Annotated in this window: 16 protein-coding genes; 3 read left to right on the top strand and 13 right to left on the bottom strand. The window is 25.7% G+C overall.

Annotated elements, in window-relative coordinates; all coding sequences use genetic code 11:
- Window positions 1-30: 30 nt before the first annotated feature.
- Genes yidC through rpmH form a run of 4 tightly spaced genes read right to left on the bottom strand, consistent with a single transcriptional unit; the run spans window position 31 to window position 2,388 of the window.
- Window positions 31-1,641, bottom strand: coding sequence for a membrane protein insertase YidC (yidC, locus tag BBP_RS00080; RefSeq protein WP_011091161.1), 1,611 nt, complete (start codon window positions 1,639-1,641; stop codon window positions 31-33).
- Window positions 1,642-1,643: 2 nt separating this feature from the next.
- Window positions 1,644-1,901, bottom strand: a complete 258-nt coding sequence (gene yidD / locus BBP_RS00075) for a membrane protein insertion efficiency factor YidD (RefSeq protein ID WP_011091160.1) — start codon at window positions 1,899-1,901, stop codon at window positions 1,644-1,646.
- The gene (rnpA, locus tag BBP_RS00070) at window positions 1,880-2,224 is read right to left on the bottom strand and encodes a ribonuclease P protein component (RefSeq protein ID WP_011091159.1); all 345 of its coding nucleotides are present in this window, start codon (window positions 2,222-2,224) and stop codon (window positions 1,880-1,882) included. Before rnpA ends, yidD begins: the two co-directional genes overlap by 22 nt.
- Window positions 2,225-2,244: 20 nt before the next feature.
- Window positions 2,245-2,388: a 50S ribosomal protein L34 gene (gene rpmH / locus BBP_RS00065; RefSeq protein ID WP_011091158.1), complete on the bottom strand. Its 144-nt coding sequence runs from the start codon at window positions 2,386-2,388 to the stop codon at window positions 2,245-2,247.
- A gap of 415 nt (window positions 2,389-2,803) precedes the next feature.
- On the opposite strand from rpmH, the gene dnaA reads away from it, so the two are divergent.
- The 3 genes from dnaA to gyrB all read left to right on the top strand — a co-directional run bounded on the left by dnaA (window position 2,804) and on the right by gyrB (window position 7,894).
- Entirely contained in the window at window positions 2,804-4,177 is a 1,374-nt protein-coding gene (gene dnaA / locus BBP_RS00060; protein ID WP_011091157.1) for a chromosomal replication initiator protein DnaA, read from the top strand.
- A gap of 4 nt (window positions 4,178-4,181) precedes the next feature.
- Window positions 4,182-5,297: a DNA polymerase III subunit beta gene (dnaN, locus tag BBP_RS00055; RefSeq protein WP_011091156.1), complete on the top strand. Its 1,116-nt coding sequence runs from the start codon at window positions 4,182-4,184 to the stop codon at window positions 5,295-5,297.
- A gap of 182 nt (window positions 5,298-5,479) precedes the next feature.
- Window positions 5,480-7,894 (top strand): DNA topoisomerase (ATP-hydrolyzing) subunit B, encoded by a 2,415-nt coding sequence (gene gyrB / locus BBP_RS00050; RefSeq protein ID WP_011091155.1) that lies wholly within the window; start codon window positions 5,480-5,482, stop codon window positions 7,892-7,894.
- Window positions 7,895-8,027: 133 nt separating this feature from the next.
- On the opposite strand, the gene atpC is transcribed toward gyrB, so the two are convergent.
- The 9 genes from atpC to mnmG all read right to left on the bottom strand — a co-directional run bounded on the left by atpC (window position 8,028) and on the right by mnmG (window position 16,822).
- Window positions 8,028-8,465, bottom strand: coding sequence for an ATP synthase F1 subunit epsilon (gene atpC, locus BBP_RS00045; RefSeq protein WP_011091154.1), 438 nt, complete (start codon window positions 8,463-8,465; stop codon window positions 8,028-8,030).
- Window position 8,466: 1 nt separating this feature from the next.
- Complete coding sequence (atpD, locus tag BBP_RS00040) at window positions 8,467-9,864, bottom strand: F0F1 ATP synthase subunit beta (RefSeq protein WP_011091153.1); 1,398 nt, start codon at window positions 9,862-9,864, stop codon at window positions 8,467-8,469.
- A 27-nt stretch (window positions 9,865-9,891) separates the two neighbouring features.
- Window positions 9,892-10,767 carry an ATP synthase F1 subunit gamma gene (gene atpG, locus BBP_RS00035; RefSeq protein WP_011091152.1) on the bottom strand — a complete coding sequence of 292 codons (876 nt, stop codon included), beginning with the start codon at window positions 10,765-10,767 and terminating at the stop codon, window positions 9,892-9,894.
- A 37-nt stretch (window positions 10,768-10,804) separates the two neighbouring features.
- Window positions 10,805-12,349 (bottom strand): F0F1 ATP synthase subunit alpha, encoded by a 1,545-nt coding sequence (gene atpA / locus BBP_RS00030; RefSeq protein ID WP_011091151.1) that lies wholly within the window; start codon window positions 12,347-12,349, stop codon window positions 10,805-10,807.
- 13 nt (window positions 12,350-12,362) lie between these two features.
- Entirely contained in the window at window positions 12,363-12,899 is a 537-nt protein-coding gene (locus tag BBP_RS00025; protein ID WP_011091150.1) for a F0F1 ATP synthase subunit delta, read from the bottom strand.
- 12 nt (window positions 12,900-12,911) lie between these two features.
- A complete protein-coding gene (locus BBP_RS00020; RefSeq protein ID WP_011091149.1) occupies window positions 12,912-13,382 on the bottom strand; it encodes a F0F1 ATP synthase subunit B in 471 nt (156 codons plus the stop codon).
- A gap of 124 nt (window positions 13,383-13,506) precedes the next feature.
- Entirely contained in the window at window positions 13,507-13,746 is a 240-nt protein-coding gene (gene atpE / locus BBP_RS00015; RefSeq protein ID WP_011091148.1) for a F0F1 ATP synthase subunit C, read from the bottom strand.
- Window positions 13,747-13,798: 52 nt separating this feature from the next.
- A complete protein-coding gene (gene atpB, locus BBP_RS00010; RefSeq protein ID WP_011091147.1) occupies window positions 13,799-14,623 on the bottom strand; it encodes a F0F1 ATP synthase subunit A in 825 nt (274 codons plus the stop codon).
- Window positions 14,624-14,941: 318 nt separating this feature from the next.
- Entirely contained in the window at window positions 14,942-16,822 is a 1,881-nt protein-coding gene (mnmG, locus tag BBP_RS00005) for a tRNA uridine-5-carboxymethylaminomethyl(34) synthesis enzyme MnmG (RefSeq protein ID WP_011091146.1), read from the bottom strand.
- Window positions 16,823-17,290: the final 468 nt, after the last annotated feature.

Here is a 17,290-nt window from a genome sequence, read left to right as displayed (position 1 = left end):
CACAAAATTTTAAAATTTTCAACTATCATTCTACTTTAATGTTTTATTTAAAGCTTTAATAATAATTTTTTGCTGAATGATAGTTACTAAATTACTAATTAAATAATATAATACTAATCCAGAAGGAAACCATAAGAAAAATACTGTAAAAAGTATCGGTATATAATTCATAATTTTTTTCTGTACTGGATCGGTAACATTACTAGGTGTAACACGCTGAATAAAAAACATAGTAACACCCATAAGTATAGGTAAAACATAAAATGGATCTTGATCTGATAAATCATGAATCCACAAAAAAAACGGAGCATGACGTAATTCAACAGAACTAATTAACATATAATATAACGCTAAAAAAATAGGCATTTGTATAAATAATGGAAAACATCCTCCTAATGGATTAACCTTTTCCGTTTTATATAATGACATTATTTCTTCACTAATCTTCTGATTGTTGTTTTTAAACTTTTTCTTTATATAATTAATTTTAGGTTGTAATTTTCGTATTTTTGCCATAGTTTTGAATTGAGATTTTGTTAATGGAAAGGTTATTCCTTTAATAATGAATGTAATTAAAATTATTGATACACCCCAATTGCCACAAATATTATATAAAAAATTTAACAATTTAAATAAAGGTTGAGATAAAAACCATAACCATCCATAATCAACAGTTAAATCTAAATTAGATGCGATAACTGCCATTTTATTTTGTATTTCAGGACCAATCCATAATTTTGAACTTAAAGAAATAGTACTATGAGGAAATATATCTATTGGACGCGAATAATAACCAATTTCAGCTAAATTATCCCCTGAACTACCAATATACATAGTATTTAAATAACTATTATCGGGAATCCATGAAGTCGCAAAGTATTTTTGAAGCATAGCCACCCATCCGCTATGAGTAACAACTATATTTTTCTTTTCTTTATTAACAATAGAATCAAATGAATATTTGACATACTTATCGTTATCTGAAGAATAAGCTGCACCTCTAAACGTTTGCAATGCAAAATTGTTTGTATAAGTGTTTTTATCTTCAGGTAAATTAATAGTTTGTTTTAATTGTCCAAACATAGAAACTTTAAGATGTTTATTTGTAATATTATTAATTTTATATTTTACTGAAACATCATACTCTCCAGACTTTAAAACAAATATTTTTTTATAAATAATTCCATCTTTCGAAATCCACTGTAATGGCACTTCAATTTTTTTGTTATGTCTAGATAATTCATAATATTTTCTTTTTGCTATATATAATGGTCGAATATGCTTTTGAAGGTTATCTGCTCCATCTTTTCCCGTTATTCCACATTGTGCTTGATATACAAAATTTTCGTTAGTATCTAATAATACCAATGACTGAGAAGAATTCAATTTACTTTTAAAATGCAATAATTCAGCTTTCTCTATATCACCTCCATACAAATTTACTTGAATTTTTAAAACATCAGTTTTAATAATAATATTTGATGCTAATTTGTTAATATTATTATTGACTAAATTCACATTCTCGTATTTATTAATTATCTTATGTACATCAGAACTAAATTCCTTTTGTTGCCATGTTTTCCACAATAAGAACGAAATAAAAAAAAATATCAAAATAAAAAAATTTCTTTGTAAATGCATATTTAATATTCTCTTTTACTTTTAGTTTTTATAGATATACTATTTAAACCACCAGAATGAAAGGGATGACACTTTAATATTCTCTTTGCAATTAATAACAATCCCTTTAACAATCCAAAAGTATATAAAGCATCTACTGCATAATGCGAACACGTAGGATAAAAACGACAACGAGGTGAAAGAAAAACACTAATATAACGCTGATAGCACAGAATAATTAAAATTAAACATCGAGATATCATTGATAATAATAAGACCATAAATTTTCCAATTTTTTTGCCAATAACTTAAAACTTATCTGCATAGAACTCGAGTTAACAATAACTACAAAATCTGAACTAACTAATCGATGCTGAATAATTCTAAAATTTTCTCGAATTAAGCGTTTGATTTTATTACGTTGATACGCATACTTGACATTCTTTCGAGATACACTAATTCCTAAACGCGAAAATGATAACAAATTCAAACGTCCTAAGATAGTTATTTCTTTACATCTGATAACATTAGGACTTTTAAAAACATAATTAAAATCATTCGGTGTAATTAATCTACGTTTTTTATTAAAATAAAATTCGATCATCTTAATATCATTATTGTAACTTAATTAGAAGAAACAGTTAATCGTGTTCTAAATTTACTACGTCGACGAGACAAAATATGACGCCCATTTTTTGTACTCATTCTTGCACGAAATCCATGAGACCTATTTCTCTTTAATGTAGAAGGTTGGAAAGTACGTTTCATATTTTTAAATCCCTATCATAAAAAGTAGAATGATATAATAAACTTGATTTAAATATATTTAAATTAAAAAAACATAAATAAAACATCTATAAAAACAATTTATTTAAAACTTTAAAAATTTCATGTTTATAATTTTAACATAATTATTATATTTGAAAAAATATGTTTTTAGAATTTATAAAAATTCAATTTTTATCTAAAAAATATCTTAAACTTAATTATAAACTATTATGTTAATAATATTACGAACTAATATTCAACATTTTGCTTGTTACAACATACGAAGCAATAAGATTATAATTTATATCTAACATAAAATTTTTTAAAACATATACCAATTAAAACACTACAGTAAAATTTATAATCTATAGAAAATAATTATACATTTTGTTTATTTTATTATTTGGAACTAAATATGTCACCTTCAATTTGGGAAAAATGTCTTAAATATTTACAAAATAAATTGTCGCCTATAGAATTTAGCATGTGGATACGCCCGCTTAAAGCTGAATTTAAAAAAAACATACTAATATTATATGCACCAAATGAATTTTCATTCAATTGGATAAAAGACAACTACATCGAAAATCTTAAAAAGTTACTTAAAAATTTCTGCAACATTAATACAACACCAACATTAATGCTAAAAATATGCAAACCAAAAATTATCCAAAAAAAGTTTTTTAATGAACTAACTTTAAAAAAAAATATACTAAATTCAAAATTAACCTATAATGTTAATACAAAATTATCAAATATAATATATTCTTCTGAAATTAATACAAATTATACATTTCAAAATTTTACAAAAGGACAATCAAATCAACTAGCTTTTAAAACCATATATAAAATTGCACATAATCCTGGAAAAAATTACTTTAATCCACTCTTTTTATATGGAAAAAGTGGGCTAGGTAAAACACATTTACTACATGCAGTAGCAAATACTATTTTAAAATATAAAAATACTATAAAAATTATATATATAAATTCGGAAAATTTTATACAAAATATGATTACCTCACTAAAAAATAATACTATTGAAGAATTTAAAAAATATTATCGCTCTGTCAATACATTATTAATTGATGATATACAATTTTTTGCATATAAAAAACATTCTCAAGAAGAATTATTTCATACTATTAATGCACTATTAAATAGAAACCAACAAATAATTATTACTTCAGATCAATTTCCCCAAAAAATACATGGTATAGAAACGCGATTAAAATCTAGATTCGAATGTGGATTAACAATTCGAATTGATCCTCCTGACTTAAACACAAGAACAAAAATCCTTATCAAAAAATCGCATATATACGATATTAACTTATCTTACAAAGTCGCTTTTTTTATTGCTAAAAATTTAAAATCTAACATACGTGAATTAGAAGGCGCACTAAATAAAATATTAGCTAATTCTGATTCAAAAAAAAAAATAATAACTATAAATTTCGCTTACAAAACTTTACAAGAATTGTTTTCTTTACCAAAAAAATCTATTACAATTAAAAACATTCAAAAAGTAGTATCTAATTACTATCACATAACAATAATAAACTTGCTATCACAATGTCGACTAAAATCAATTGTTAAACCTAGACAAATAGCTATGGCTATATCCAAAAAATTAACTAATAAAAGTTTATCTGAAATTGGACGTGAATTTAATGGACGAAATCATGCTACAGTACTATATGCTTGTAAAAAAATTAAAAAATTACAAGAAAAAAATAATAACATAAAAAAAGACTTTTTAACCTTACTTAAGATATTATCATCATAAACCTATGAAATTTGAAATACTAAATAAATTTTTAATAAAATCACTAAAAAAAGTTAATAACCTAATAACACGAAATCACATATTTCCTATACTAGAAAACATTTTGTTAATAGCGAAAGACAATACGATAACTTTAACTTCTACTAACATAGATATGGAAATCAAAATAATAATCTTAGATGTTACATTACTAGAACCTGGAAGTATAACAGTATCAGGAAAAAAAATATTAAATATTTGCCAAAATCTACCTAAAGATCATAATTTGAAAATTCAGTATATTAACAATAAACTAAAAATCGTCTCACATAACAATCAATACCTATTAGCGACATTACCTATAAAAAACTTTCCAAATTTGAAAATATCGGAAAATCAAAATAATTTTGTTATATCTCAAAATGACTTAAAAGATGTTTTATGCGCAACATATTTCTCAATGGCGATTCAAGATCTACGGAATTTTTTAAATGGCTTATTCTTTGAAGTTAGAAATCAACATTTATATGCAGTAGCTACCGACGGTTATCGAATAGCGATATGCAAAAAACCATTACACAACTTGGATAAAAAAAAGTATAATTCAATAATACTACCACGAAAAGGAGTTTTAGAACTCATAAAATTATTAAACTACTCAAATGAAGTAATATCAATAAACATTAGTAACAATTATTTTCAAATAGAGTTTAAAAACTTAATTTTTACTAGCAAAATTATAACAGAAAAATTTCCAGATTACACATCATTGATACTTACGCATATCAGCAAAAAAATGATTTTAAATACTACATTATTTAAAGAAGCATTATCAAGAGTAGCAATTTTATCCAACGAAAATTTTAGAGGAGTAAATATAAAGAATGATCAAAACAAATTATTAATAACAACTAGCAACCAACATGATGAAGAAGCTTCTGAAATAATAGACATCATCTATACTAACATTAAAATTAAAATGTCAATTAATGCTTCATATATGATAGACATTCTTAATGCTATTCAAGATCAAGAAATTTGTTTATCAAAAAACGATGTAACACATAGTATACAAATTCAAGCCCATCACTACAAAATTGCACCTAAAGCTATTTACATCATTATGCCATTATATGCATAGTACATATTTGCATTTATTTTAAAACACTCATAAAAATATTAATTTTTTAACATAAATTTTAAAAACATAAATAAATTACATTTAAAATATTTTAAAATAAATTAAATTGACCTATACGTAAAATTTATATGGAAAAATATATTTATATCGTATACCTTTTAAAAATACAATTAGGAAAAAAAATGAAAAATACTTATACTTCATCGAATATTAAAATTTTAAAGGGTCTAGATGCAGTTAAAAAACGCCCTGGAATGTATATTGGAAATACAGACGATGGTACTGGATTACATCATATGGTATTTGAAGTAGTAGATAATTCTATTGACGAAGCTTTAGCTGGATTTTGCAAAAACATAATTGTAACAATTCATGACGATAATTCAATCTCTATACAAGATGATGGAAGAGGAATTCCTACTGACATTCATGATGAAGAAGGTATTTCAGCTGCAGAAGTTATTATGACAGTATTACATGCAGGAGGAAAATTTGACAATACTTCATATAAAGTATCTGGAGGGTTACACGGAGTTGGAGTTTCAGTTGTGAACGCATTATCAAAAAAACTAGAACTATTTATATATCGAGATAAAAAAATATATTACCAAATTTATAAAAATGGCTATCCCAAAAACACATTGTCCATAATAGGTTATACTAAAATCACGGGTACAAAAATAAGATTTTGGCCTAATCTTGAAATATTTACTAATGTTACTCAATTTAATTGGGAAATTTTATCAAAACGTTTACGAGAATTATCTTTTCTAAATTCTAACGTATCTATATATTTAGACGATGCTAAAAAACATATTAACGAAAATTTTTATCAACAAGGGGGGTTGAAAGAATTTATCATATATTTAAATAAAAATAAAAAACCAATACATTCAAAAATATTTTATTTCTCTTCTAAAAAAAATAATGTTGAAGTAGAAATTGCTATGCAATGGAATAAAGGATTTCAAGAAAATATATACTGCTATACTAACAACATTCCGCAGCAAGACGGGGGTACACATCTATCTGGATTTCGTTCAGCATTAACTAGAACTATGAATAATTATCTTGATAAAGAAGGATATATTAAAAAAAATAAAATAAACATTATAGGAGATGATACAAGAGAAGGATTAACTGCAATTATATCAATAAAAATTAACGATCCAAAATTTTCATCTCAAACCAAAAACAAACTTGTATCATCAGAAGTAAAATCAGCATTAGAATCATTAGTAAATGAATTTTTAATGGAATTTTTGTTAGAAAATCCACAAGAATCAAAAAATATCGTAACAAAAATTATAGAATCTTCACGAGTAAGAAATGCAGCACGTCGTGCTAGAGAAATGACAAGAAAAAAAGGAACTCTAGATTTAATTGGTCTTCCTGGAAAATTATCTGACTGTCAAGAAAGAGACCCAGCATTATCAGAAATTTATTTAGTTGAAGGAGATTCAGCTGGGGGGTCAGCAAAACAAGCACGAAATAGAAAAAATCAAGCTATCTTACCTTTAAAGGGAAAAATTTTAAACGTCGAAAAAGCAAGATACGAAAAAATGCTTTCTTCACAAGAAGTTACTACATTAATCACAGCACTAGGATGTGGAATAGGAAAAAATGAATATAATCCTGAAAAATTACGTTATCACCGAATTATTATTATGACTGATGCAGATGTTGACGGATCACATATTCGAACTTTACTACTAACATTTTTTTATCGATACATGCCTGAAATCATTCAACGAGGATATTTATATATTGCACAACCACCTTTATATAAAGTAACAAAAAATAATAAAACAAGATATATTAAAGACAAAAATACAATGGAAAACTACAAACTTTCTACTGCGCTAGAAAACACCATATTAGAAAGTAATACCGATAAAGAAATCAAAATAAAATGTAACTATACTCTAAAAAAAATAATTTCAGAATACAAAATTATTCAAACAATATTTTTTAAGATTAAAGACAATTTTCCATTAAATATACTCAATGAAATGTTATATCATCCTAAACTGAATAATTTAAATGATGAAGTATATGTAAATAACTGGATTAACAACTTTGTCATACAATTACAAAAAAAATCTAGCAGTACTAGAAACTATTCAGCACATATTACTTTTAATTCAAAAGACAAAATATTTGAACCACTAATAAAAATACAAAAAAACGCAGAAGTTAAAGAGTACAAATTTGATATTACTTTTATAAACAGCTATGAATATCAAAAAATATATTCTTTAGGAAAAAAGTTACAAGAAATGATTCAAAAAAATATACATATTAAAAAAAATAACAAAACATATTCTATAAAAAATTTCCAAAAAAACTTTGAATTATTAATTCAAAATTCTTTTAAAAACGTTTTAATTCAACGATATAAGGGGTTAGGAGAAATGAATCCAGAACAATTATGGAAAACAACCATGAATCCAGAAACTAGGAGAATGCTAAAAATAACACTTCACAATATTGATACTACTAACAAATTATTTAATACCTTAATGGGAGATTCTGTAGAACCTCGAAAATTATTTATAGAATTATACGCACTAAAAGCCAGCAATATTGATATATAAAATTAATAATTTGCTAATAAAATATCTCTTAATAGCTATTAATATCATAAATATACAATATGCGACAGGAATGTTCATACTTTTATTATTCCCTGCCGCTTGAACTAATTTATCACAATTTGAACCTTAAATATTAATTATTTTTTTTTATATATTGATTTTTAAACATTTCAATAACACGTAATTTAGCTAACTCACATGATAATTGTTGTATCACATCATTTCGGTCAATACAATCAACGTTACTAATTTTATTTTCTAATTTTAGTTTTTTATCTAAAACAACATTTAAATCTAAATCTAAACCTCTAATAGCCGTATCAGCTAAAATACTAACAACCGTGGGTTGTACTTCTATAATTCCACCTGAAATATAGATAACATGCTGATAATCATGATCATCTAAAATTAATAACGGCCCAGGTTTTATTAAAGATAATAATTGTAAATGTCCAGGATAAATACCCAATTCTCCTTCACTTCCTGAAACCTGAATTTTTTTCACAAAATCATTAAAAATTATTTTCTCGAAACTAACAACGTTTAAAGAATATACTTTATTATTATTCATATTATAACTTTTTTGATTTTTCAATAACTTCATTAATTGAACCAACCATATAAAACGCTTGCTCAGGTACATGATCTACTTTACCTTCAATAATATCTTTAAATCCATTAATGGTATCTTGAAGTTTTACATACTTTCCTGAAAATCCAGTAAAAATTTCTGCTACAAAAAAAGGTTGAGATAAAAATTTCTGTATTTTTCGTGCTCTAGACACTAATATTTTATCATCTTCAGATAATTCATCCATACCTAATATAGCAATAATATCTTTAAGTTCTTGATATCTCTGTAGGATAGATCGAACTCCCAATGCAACATCATAATGTAACTGACCTACAATACGAGGATCTAATTGTCGACTCGTAGAATTTAATGGATCAATAGCAGGATAAATACCTAAAGAAACTATTTGACGACTCAAAGTAATAGTCGAATCTAAATGTGAAAATGTCGTAGCAGGCGAAGGATCAGTTAAATCGTCTGCAGGAACATATACAGCCTGTATAGAAGTAATAGACCCCTTATTAGTCGAAGTAATTCGTTCTTGTAATACACCCATTTCTTCAGATAAAGTAGGTTGATATCCTACAGCTGAAGGAATACGACCCAATAATGCTGAAACTTCTGTTCCCGCTAAAGTATATCGATATATATTGTCAATAAATAACAAAACATCATGACCTTCATTTCTAAATTTTTCTGCAATAGTTAGACCGGTAAATGCAACACGCAATCTATTTCCAGGAGGCTCATTCATTTGACCATAAACTAAAGAAACCTTATCTAAAACGCGTGAATCAGACATTTCATGGTAAAAATCATTTCCTTCTCTTGTTCGTTCACCTACACCCGTGAATACTGAATATCCTGAATGTTCTGTAGCAATATTCCTAATTAGTTCCATCATATTAACAGTTTTTCCTACTCCAGCACCCCCAAACAAGCCAACTTTTCCACCTTTTGAAAATGGACAAATTAAATCAATAACTTTAATTCCTGTTTCTAAAACTTCATAAGATGTTAATTGCTCACTATAACTTGGTGCTTTTCGATGAATTTCCCAATATTCAATATCAGAATTATCATGATTTTTTAGAGGTCCTTTCATATCTATTGGCTGTCCTAGCACATTAACAATTCTACCTAACGTAGCTGTACCAACAGGAACCTTAATTCCATGTTCCAAATCAACCACTAATAAACCTCTTTTTAATCCATTAGAAGATCCCATAGCAATAGTTCTAACTATTCCCGATCCTAATTGCTGTTGTACTTCTAATATTAAGATAGAACCTTGATTATCTACTTTTAACGCATTGAATATTTTAGGAACTGATTGCTGAGAAAATTCAACATCAACTACAGCTCCAATAATTTGAACTATTTTCCCAGTAATCATTTAATATGTCCTCTAATGATTATTAAATTAATTCAAAGAAACTGCAGCGGCACCGGAAATAATTTCAGTAAGTTCTTGAGTAATACTAGATTGACGTACTTTATTATAATTCATTTGTAACGCTTTTAACAAATCTGCACTATTGTCTGTTGCTTGTTTCATAGCTAACATACGCGAAGCTTGTTCACAAACTAAATTCTCTAAAATAGATTGATAAATTTGAAATTCAATATAACGATTTAACACAACATTTAATAAAACTTTTGAATTAGATTCGTAAATATAATCCCAGGTTTTTTTTACTTCTTTTTTACCCAATTTAGGTTTTAGAATGGGTAATAATTGAACAAGTGTAGGAGTTTGTATAATAGTACTGTTAAATTTATTATATGCAAGAAACAATTTATCTATTTTTCCAGATATATACATCTCCAATGAAATACGAATCATTTCCATCAAATCAATTATTTTAAAATCATTTTTCAAATTTGAAAGACTAAAAACAATATTATTTGTAAAAGATTTAAAAAACGTTAACGCTTTAGTACCTATAACAAATAAATTATTCAATATATGTTCATTAATATGTTCTGTAAGTACTTCTAATACTTTTTTAAATAAAAGAGTATTCAAATTACCGCACAAACCACGATCAGTAGATACAATAATTACCCCAATTCTTTTAACATTTCTTTGATTAAAATATGTATGATAATGTTCTAAATTTCCAGTTATGACATGAGAAATAACTTGATTTATTATATTAAAATATGGGCGACTAGAACACATTCGCTTTTTAATTTTTCTTAATTTAGAAATTGAAACCATTTCCATAGCTTTCGTAATTTTTTTTGTATTATTAATACTTTTCATTTTACTACGAATCTCTCTAATTCCAATCATAAGCTTTTTTCTCCTTAAAGCTTATTTACTACTATATTTATGACCAGCATTTGGTTAATTTAAATGCATTAATAACATCACTCAACTGGTTTTCAACGACATCATTAATTCTTTTATAATTATTTATACTTAAAACTAACTCACTATTATTTGTATTAAAAAAAAGTAATAACATTTTTTCAAATTTTATAATTTGTTCTACAGAAACATCATTTAAAAAATTATTTTCAGCTGCAAATAAAATAATTGCTTGCTCTGCTATAGACATAGGGTGATATTGTTTTTGTTTTAATATTTCAATAAGTTTTTTTCCGTGAATTAATTGATTTCTAGTTATTTCATCTAACTCCGAAGAAAACTGAGAAAAAGCTATTAATTCCTGATATTGAGCTAACGATGTTCTTATCCCAGAAGATAATTTTCGTATAATTTGACATTGAGCAGCCCCTCCTACCCGAGAAACAGAAATCCCTGGATTAATTGCAGGTCGAATTCCTGAATTAAATAAATTCGATTCTAAAAATATCTGTCCGTCAGTTATAGATATCACATTAGTAGGTATAAAAGACGAAACATCTCCATCCTGCGTTTCAATAATTGGTAAAGCAGTCAGAGAACCTGTACTAAATTTATTTACAGTCCCTAAAATGTTTTTTAAATAATTACTATTAACTCTACAAGCACGTTCTAATAATCTAGCATGTAAGTAAAAAATATCACCAGGAAATGCTTCTCTTCCAGGAGGGCGCCTTAATAATAAAGAAATCTGCCTATATGCTATCGCATGTTTAGATAAATCATCATATACTATTAACGCATCCTTTCCTTGATCTCGAAAAAATTCTCCTAAAGAACATCCAGAATATGGAACCAAATATTGTAATGCTGCTGATTCAGAAGCAGAAGCAACAATTACAATTGTATGATTTAATGCCTGATTATCTTCTAATTGTCGTACTAAATTTACAATTGTAGAAAATTTTTGTCCAATTGCTACATAAATACATTTAATTTTAGTATTACGCTGATTAATAATTGTATCTATAGCTAAAGATGTTTTTCCTGTTTGACGATCTCCAATAATTAATTCACGTTGACCTTTTCCTATTGGCACCATAGCATCAATAGATTTATAACCTGTTTGCAGCGGTTCACTAATTTTTTGTCTATCAATTACACCTGGTGCATTTATTTCTACCGGTAAAAATTTTTCTTCCTGTATACGACCCTTACCATCTATGGGAACACCTAACGCATTTATCACTCTTCCTAAAAACTTAGAACCAACTGGAATTTCAAAAATACGACCAGTGCTTATTATTTTAGTACCTTCAGTAATATGCGTATATTCACCCATTACTATAGCACCTACTACATTTTTCTCTAAATTTAAAGCAATAGCATACTTATCTCCGGGCAACGATAACATTTCTCCCTGCATAACATCAGATAATCCATAAATTTGTATGATACCATCACTAACTGAAATAACTCTTCCTTCATTATGCATTGAACTTATAATATCAAACTTTGCAATTTTCTTACTTATTAATTCACAAATTTCACTAGAACTTATTTGCATATTATATTTTCTTTTAATATTGTAGAATATTTAATAATTTTTCTAATCGAGAATGAATGGATGCATTAATAACTGTATCACAAAACTTTATAATTAAACCACCTATAATTGATTCATCTATCACGTATGTCACATTTATTTTTTTGAAAAATCGTTTTTTTAACATGATATTAATTTTGCTAATATATTCTTCATTCAATTTGTGTGCGGAAATAACAGTTATATTAACTACTCCCTGATATAATTCACATAAATTTATAAATTCTTTATATAATTTTTCTAATAGCATCAAACGTTTGTTTTCTGCTAGAATTTTAATTAAATTAATTCCATATTGATTTACTTTATTACAACATAAATCAATAAATAAAGAAATAACATGCTGTGAGAAGTAAGCTTTTGAAATTAAATTTTTAATAATCTCATTATTTAATATATTAGCCATTAACTGAAGCATTGTCTTCCAGTGATCTAACGATTGATGGTTAGATATAGCACAGTTGTAAATTGCTTTTGCATATAATTGTAATTCGTCTTTAGTACTAGACATAAATTTGAATCCTTAGATTTTTTTTATCAACGAACTAATTATACTGTTTTGTTCTTCTATGCAAATAGAACGATTTATTATCTTTTTAGCAATCTCTACAGCTATCTTACTAACTTTTTGACGTAGTTCATAACGTGCTTTCTGATATTCAATCATTACATCTAGTTTTGCTTGCTTTAAAATTGTTTGTTTTTCTTTTTCCGCAGCTAAGTATGCTTGTTTTAAAATTTGTGTTTTTTGTTGTATAGCAGAATCTATTATTTTAGAAGCATTTTTTTTTATAATTTTAATTTCATTTTTAGAATTTTCTTTAAAAATGTTTAACTCTTTTTTAGAATTTTCAATAAACGTCAAAGAATCTTTAATCTCTTTTTGTCTAGTTTCTATTATAAATATTACTGAAGGCCAAACATATTTCATGCAAAAGAAAACAAATAAAACAAAAGATATAGCTTGGCCAACAATTGTAACATTAAAATCCATATTATTACGTCCTATATTAAAAAAATTAAATTATATATCTTTACGTTACTAAATTATAACGTAAAGAATATATATAAATTTATTAATAACTTCTTTAAATTTAAAATATATAAAATACAGTGCATTATATAACCGCAAATAACATATATAAACCTAATCCTACTGCAATCATAGGAATTGCATCAACTAAACCCATAACTACAAAAAACTGTGTGCGTAATAAAGACGTTAAATCTGGTTGTCTAGCTACACCTTCTAAAAATTTACTTCCAAGAATACCAATTCCTACTGCTGCTCCTATGGCTGCTAATCCTATCATTACGGCTACTGCTATATACAACATATCCATGCTTACATTATCCATTTTGTTCCTCTTTTATTCCATTATTATAAATAATTAACATTATACCATTGAACTAATGTTTTGTGGAAGCCATAGATAAATATACAATGGTTAATACCATAAAAATAAAAGATTGTAACGAAATTATTAAAATGTGAAAGATCGCCCAAGGAACACTTAAAATCCATTGTAACCACCAAGGCAATAATCCTGAAATTAAAATAAAGATCATTTCTCCTGCATACATGTTACCAAATAATCTTAAACCTAATGAAACTGGTTTTGATAATAAGCTAATACTTTCTAATATAAAATTAAAAACAAAAAAGATAGGATTATGAAATGGTTGTAAAAACAAATCCTTTAAAAATCCCTTTATACCCTTTATTTTTATACTATAAAAAATTATTAATAAAAATACAACTAAAGACATAGAAATAGTAATATTAACATCAGTTGTAGGAACTAATTTAATTGGTATTTGTGTTTCGAAAAAGTTTTGAAAAATAAATGGAACTAAATCAATAGGTATTAAATCCATGAGATTCATTAAAAAAATCCAAACAAAGATTGTTAATGATAATGGTGCTATTAATTTGTTTTTTCCATGATAAATTTCTTTTACATTATTATTAATAAAATCTATTATTAATTCTATACAAATTTGTATTTTGTTTGGCGTTTGTATTGTAAATGTTTTTGAAATTTTAAAAAATGAAATTAAAATCACTAATCCTAAAAATATTGATAAAAAAATTGAATCAAAATTACATACCCAAAAATTTCGAATGTAATTGTCATTAAAATTTAGAAATTTTAAATTACTTAAGTTTAATTGTAAATGATGAAGATGATGATTTATGTAGTTTGGTAAGTTAAAATTATGTTCTAAGTTCATTTATAATCCCATTTTTTATGATACTCAGATGTCATAAGTATTATAGAAAAATAATACATTTAAAAATTAATATATAAAAATGATATTTTTAAATTACATCATAAATTAAAAATCATAAATTTATATAATTTTATATATGATATTTAAAAATAAAAATATCATTTTCGAATATAAAATACATTTGATTTATTTCAAAAAATATAAAAAAATTTTAATCAGTATAATTAATAATTTTAATATTCCAAAATATTATTAATTTTAAAATTATTAAAGAACTAAACAGAAAACAGATAAAAAACATAAATTTTGTAAAAAAAATTATGTACTATATAATTTTTTTTTTAAATATATTAGTAAAATAGAAATCGCAGCTGGAGTAATTCCAGAAATTCTGGAAGCTTGTCCAAGTGAATATGGTTTATAAAAATTCAATTTTGAAACTACTTCGTTAGATAATCCCTTGACAACTTTATAATTTTTTATTTTAGATAATACAATATAATCATTATTAAGTTGATTTTTTATTGCTTTTATCTGTCTCTTAATATAACCACAATATTTTTCTTGAATTTCTATTTGTTCATAAGCTTCTTTATCTTTTATTCCAGGGCTAAATTTTTTAAATAACATGAGAGTAGAGTAATTTATTTCTGGTCTTTTTAATAAATCTTTGGCAGTAGATTCTGTATTTATTTTTATACTAAAGAAATTATTTAATTCAGTAATGCTATATAATTTAGAACGAATTTTAAGATTTTCTAAACGGGTTGTTTCATTTTTAATATTTGATAATTTTTCAACGTATCGTGTCCATCTTGAATTATCAATTAAATTCATGCTTTTTGCAATATTAGTTAACCTTAAATCAGCATTATCTTCTCGCAATATTAATCGATGTTCAGCTCTTGCTGTAAACATACGATATGGTTCTTTTGTACCTTTAGTACATAAATCATCAATTAATACTCCTAAATATGCTTGCCCTCGATTTGGAAACCACCCGCATTTATTAGACGCATATAGTGAAGCATTTAATCCTGCTAATAAACCTTGAGCAGCAGCTTCTTCGTAACCTGTAGTACCATTTATTTGCCCAGCTAAAAAAAAACCTTCAATAAACTTACTTTCTAAAGTTAGTTTTAAAGTTCTAGGATCACAATAGTCATACTCAACAGCATAACCAGGGCGCGTAATTTGTGCTCGTTCTAATCCTTTAATCGAATGTATCATTTCTACTTGAACATCTTCAGGTAAACTAGTTGAAATTCCATTTGGATATATTTCAATGTCATGTAATCCTTCTGGTTCCAAAAATATCTGATGTGCATTACGATCGGAGAAGCGAACGATTTTATCTTCAATTGATGGACAATAGCGAGGGCCTATTCCCGTTATTAAACCTGAATAAATAGGGCTTTTTTTAAGATTTTTTCTAACTATTTCATGAGTTTTTTCATTAGTTGCAGTAATATAACATGGAATTTGTCTTGGATGTTCTTTTTGGTTTCCCATAAATGAAAATATAGGTAAGGGATTGTCACTATATTGAACATCTAATTTTGAAAAATTAATAGTATGTTTATTAATTCGGGGGGGTGTACCTGTTTTTAATCGACCTATTTTAATAGGTAAGTCTTTTAATCGTTGGGCTAAATTAATAGAAGAGTAATCATTAATTCGCCCTCCTAAAAAACATTTAGAACCTATATAAATTTTACCTCCTAAAAATGTTCCTGTGGTTAATACAACAGCTTTAGAAAAAAATTTAATTTTTGTTTGGGTTATAACACCCATTATTTTGTAGTTACTAACAATAACATCATCCACTTCTGCCTGTAACACTAATAGATTCTCTTGAAATAATAGTGTCTTTTTTATTGTTTGACTATAAAGTTTCCTATCAGCTTGTGCTCTAGTTGAACGGACAGCAAATCCTTTTTTAGAGTTTAAAATTCTGAACTGAATACCAGATTTGTCAATTGCTTTTGCCATAATTCCGCCTAAGGCGTCTACTTCTTTAACTAAATGACTTTTTCCTATTCCTCCAATAGCAGGATTGCAAGACAATGCTCCAATTGTATTTATGTTTTGAGTTAGCAATAAAGTTTTTTTTTTCATTCGGGAACAAGCTAATGCAGCTTCAGTTCCTGCATGTCCACCCCCTACTATAATAACATCGAAATTTTGTTCACGTAACATTAATAATCCTATTTTTAAAAATTTATGTTTAAGAATAATAAAACATGCATCTTTACTAAAAGTAATTTAATTAACTTCATATAATATATTATTGATATGTAATTGTATATTTTAAAATAATTATTTACAATAAATAATAATAAAAAGATAATTATTACTACTATGTTATAATATTTTGTTAAAAACTAACTTCTTTTGGTTGTTGTTATAATGTTAACTTACATATTAGGGTTGTTAATAACTGAATTAAAAAATGTTAATAACTTTTTACATTTTAAGTTAACGTTTGAATCATCAAATTAATAATAGATTAAAGTAAAATTATAGATTGAATTTATAACTTGCATTAAATATCATAAGTTAAATTTCTATATTTTGTATAGTTTGAAATAATATTAATTTATTTTTATATAAATTATATAGTATTAGTGCTTTAGTGCCTGAAATATTTTGAGAGCGTGCATTTAA

This window comes from Buchnera aphidicola str. Bp (Baizongia pistaciae), assembly GCF_000007725.1.
GTDB lineage: Bacteria > Pseudomonadota > Gammaproteobacteria > Enterobacterales > Enterobacteriaceae > Buchnera_B > Buchnera_B aphidicola_H.
This window is presented reverse-complemented; position numbering and strand designations above follow the sequence as displayed.

Coding starts and splice junctions, on each gene's coding strand:
- dnaN (WP_011091156.1), top strand. CDS start 4,182: ATGAAATTTGAAATACTAAATAAATTTTTAATAAAATCACTAAAAAAA.
- rpmH (WP_011091158.1), bottom strand. CDS start 2,388: ATGAAACGTACTTTCCAACCTTCTACATTAAAGAGAAATAGGTCTCAT.
- atpC (WP_011091154.1), bottom strand. CDS start 8,465: ATGAATAATAATAAAGTATATTCTTTAAACGTTGTTAGTTTCGAGAAA.
- atpE (WP_011091148.1), bottom strand. CDS start 13,746: ATGGATAATGTAAGCATGGATATGTTGTATATAGCAGTAGCCGTAATG.
- atpG (WP_011091152.1), bottom strand. CDS start 10,767: ATGATTGGAATTAGAGAGATTCGTAGTAAAATGAAAAGTATTAATAAT.
- mnmG (WP_011091146.1), bottom strand. CDS start 16,822: ATGTTACGTGAACAAAATTTCGATGTTATTATAGTAGGGGGTGGACAT.
- BBP_RS00025 (WP_011091150.1), bottom strand. CDS start 12,899: ATGTCTAGTACTAAAGACGAATTACAATTATATGCAAAAGCAATTTAC.
- atpA (WP_011091151.1), bottom strand. CDS start 12,349: ATGCAAATAAGTTCTAGTGAAATTTGTGAATTAATAAGTAAGAAAATT.
- BBP_RS00020 (WP_011091149.1), bottom strand. CDS start 13,382: ATGGATTTTAATGTTACAATTGTTGGCCAAGCTATATCTTTTGTTTTA.
- atpB (WP_011091147.1), bottom strand. CDS start 14,623: ATGAACTTAGAACATAATTTTAACTTACCAAACTACATAAATCATCAT.
- dnaA (WP_011091157.1), top strand. CDS start 2,804: ATGTCACCTTCAATTTGGGAAAAATGTCTTAAATATTTACAAAATAAA.
- atpD (WP_011091153.1), bottom strand. CDS start 9,864: ATGATTACTGGGAAAATAGTTCAAATTATTGGAGCTGTAGTTGATGTT.
- gyrB (WP_011091155.1), top strand. CDS start 5,480: ATGAAAAATACTTATACTTCATCGAATATTAAAATTTTAAAGGGTCTA.
- yidC (WP_011091161.1), bottom strand. CDS start 1,641: ATGCATTTACAAAGAAATTTTTTTATTTTGATATTTTTTTTTATTTCG.
- yidD (WP_011091160.1), bottom strand. CDS start 1,901: ATGGTCTTATTATTATCAATGATATCTCGATGTTTAATTTTAATTATT.
- rnpA (WP_011091159.1), bottom strand. CDS start 2,224: ATGATCGAATTTTATTTTAATAAAAAACGTAGATTAATTACACCGAAT.